Annotated in this window: 2 protein-coding genes and 2 pseudogenes; 1 reads left to right on the forward strand and 3 read right to left on the reverse strand. The window is 44.0% G+C overall.

Going from position 1 to position 2,751, the window contains the following annotated elements; all coding sequences use genetic code 11:
- Positions 1-399, forward strand: a pseudogene (locus BMY60_RS16805) (hypothetical protein); the annotation flags it as partial.
- 117 nt (positions 400-516) lie between these two features.
- On the opposite strand, the gene BMY60_RS14905 reads toward BMY60_RS16805, so the two are convergent.
- From BMY60_RS14905 to BMY60_RS14915, 3 genes and pseudogenes are all read right to left on the reverse strand, one after another.
- Positions 517-987, reverse strand: coding sequence for an MEKHLA domain-containing protein (locus BMY60_RS14905; RefSeq protein WP_177166707.1), 471 nt, complete (start codon positions 985-987; stop codon positions 517-519).
- A 900-nt stretch (positions 988-1,887) separates the two neighbouring features.
- Positions 1,888-2,067, reverse strand: a pseudogene (locus BMY60_RS14910) (IS1595 family transposase); the annotation flags it as partial.
- Positions 2,068-2,203: 136 nt separating this feature from the next.
- A partial coding sequence (locus BMY60_RS14915) for a transposase (RefSeq protein ID WP_143057490.1) occupies positions 2,204-2,751 on the reverse strand: 548 nt, incomplete at its 5' end.

A 2,751-nucleotide genomic window follows, 5' to 3' on the forward strand; every position in this document is an offset into this window, starting at 1 on the left:
TTGGTCAAACACAAGTTGTTACAAACCATGCTGTTGCGTGAAGAACAGCGCCGCCTGGATGGACGTGTGGAGATTGATGATGCTTATTTGGGAGGCGAGAAGCGGGGAAAGCGCGGCCGGGGCGCCGCAAGTAAAGCGCCAAGCGCCGTTTGTGGCGGCGATACAAACAAATAGCGAAGGCAGGCCGCATTTCATGCGCTTAACACCTGTGAAGGGTTTTACGCATCATACCACGCATTTAATCACGCCAGGTACGCACACCGCTATCTTGCAGAATTTTCTTATCGTTTCAATCGCCGCTTTGATTTGGCTGCAATGGTACCACGCTTGCTGCGTGCTGCCGTTACTACGAATCCTCTTCCACTCAGTATGTTGAGGGTTTCTGAGTCAGATAACTAATCAGGTAAATTTTTGCAGTTAACGCTGCGCTCATGATTGTCTGTCTGTTTACTTACATCAATACAATAACCATAAGCCAGGCAAATGCAATTTCAATGGATGCACCTTCTGCAATTATTACAGGAAACGCCAAACAGAAAACGTTGCGCCTTGACCGATCGCGCTGCCATCAGAACTCAATACATTCCAGATGACCGCCTGATCAACAAAAAACCGCTTTCCTGTATATGAAATTCTGACACCACGGTAATCGGCTATATAACCTTGTGTTTTTGCCTGTCGTAACATCCTGGCACGTTCTTCCCGTTTAACGGGCTCCGCCGTTAAACGGGAAGGCGTCTGCGTAAACTGGCGCCAATTCATTTCCCACAAGTTCAGCGCCGCCCGATTACCGTAATTGAGCACCGGGTCCGGCTGCATCTCATGCGATACAACAACAAATGGACAGTTAAATAAATACGCCGCTTGGTCGTATGCTGTGCCCTGTCGAGGTATTAATTCCTGTTTGACCCAATACGCATAACTGTCGAGTAGATACTGACACCATTGAAGCATTTGCTGGCTTGCCCACTCGGTTTGTATTGACATGATATGCTATGTATTAAAAGAGACTTGACGATGAAATGATCGAACTGATCAATACTGTAGCAAAACTACAGATGAATGAAATGCTCAAGCATCAGGCTTGGAGCCGCTGTTGCTATAATACTTGAATGGAATTTAAGACCGCCACATGTATCGCGCACAACTATTGTATGACTGCCGATTCAGGTCTTACGCTCTAGCGAAAAAATATTTCTGGTATGTATATGATTAAAAATATTTAAGCACGAAATACAAAATGCTTTAGAGGAGGGTTCCGAAGAAGTGCGGGATTTTCTGTTCGTACTGCTGCTGACTGCCGGAATATAACTGAAACTGTTCGAATCGCTTATTTGTACACAGACATAAGTCCACACATTGAAACAGATGCCTGTGCACTTTTCCAAACCGACCAATTTACATACTGTAAACGATCAGCCCGATTACGATAAACGCAGCGGTTGTGATACCGATCAGCTTCAGCGTTTGTGCGTCTGTTGCTCTGTTTTCATCACTCATAACTTACTCCTTATTGAATTGTTGACAATTTTGTCTTAATTTCACCAACTAAACAAAAGCCGATAAAAATCGACTTAACCACTTGAACAACCACACAAAAAGTGAGGTCGTGTCAAAAAATACGACAGATTACTCTGCTCCCCAGTATTTTCTAGCGGCCTTGACAACCATCTAGCGGCTCCCTATTTCTTCTTGCATAACCTACTGGGTTTATTGTTATTTTTATACATAACAACCCCTCTTCTTTTTTACAACATTTGGGCTTTCGGGCTATTACATTTTAGATTCTAACCTACATTTTTCGACAATGAAAGTTTAGTTTGACATTAAACCCTAAAATTTTTACGGTTTTTGATTGTGCAACACATTTCATTACAGAATATGCCTCTAAACTATTTTCAGTTTAATTGGATTGTGACACAAACAAGCATTTAGGAAACGGGAGGGTAATTCAGCTTCCCATGCTCGCCGGTTAAAACGGCAGCAAAACGCATTGAGATATTCTTGCAAGTAACCTGACGACACTCCGTGATATGCTCCCGGCAAGAATGTCTTAAGGGCGCCTCTAAAAATACCTAAAAAAACGAGCCATTCCAACTCGAGGAACGATTAGTTCGATTTCCGACCATTTTTTTGTTTAATAACTTGATTTTTCTCCAATTCAAGGCAAAATTGGACTGTAACTGTCACGTTTTTGCCTCTTTCAGGCAATTCTGGGCGCAACAACCCTGTCGAAACCGAAATACTTTTTGCGAATCAACGTTGCTACGCGTTTAATGTTATAAACGAGATTGAGCAAACCGATTTGTACTTTTGCTCTCATAAGCCCTATGGTACGAATAGCGATCCCACCCATTTCATTCGTCATTGAACCAAACACATGTTCGACTCGGGCGCGTACCCGTGATTTCTCTTTGTTGCTGGATTTTTGCGCATCCGTGAGCGGATGATTGCGAGTACCCTTTTCGTGAATGCGGCTCGTGTGTCCAGTGGCAGTCAGACTTTCTTCCCGCGCCAGACTGCGATAAGCTGAATCCGCGTAAACATCTGCTCCTCCCACCTCCGGTGGCTGCAGTACTTCTTCCAAAACCTGACTATTGTGAACTTCCGCTGATGTAACTTCCCATGCGGTTACCAGCTTGCGGGGATTCTGCCTCCAATCAATCGGAACTGCACCTTCCTTGATGATCTTGTTTTCTTCTCGCGTATTGCGTTGTTTGGGTACTGTCACAAAGGTCGCATCAATGATCT

Origin of the sequence: Nitrosomonas sp. Nm51 (assembly GCF_900111165.1) — a bacterium.
Lineage (GTDB): Bacteria > Pseudomonadota > Gammaproteobacteria > Burkholderiales > Nitrosomonadaceae > Nitrosomonas.

Coding starts and splice junctions, on each gene's coding strand:
- BMY60_RS14905 (WP_177166707.1), bottom strand. CDS start 987: ATGTCAATACAAACCGAGTGGGCAAGCCAGCAAATGCTTCAATGGTGT.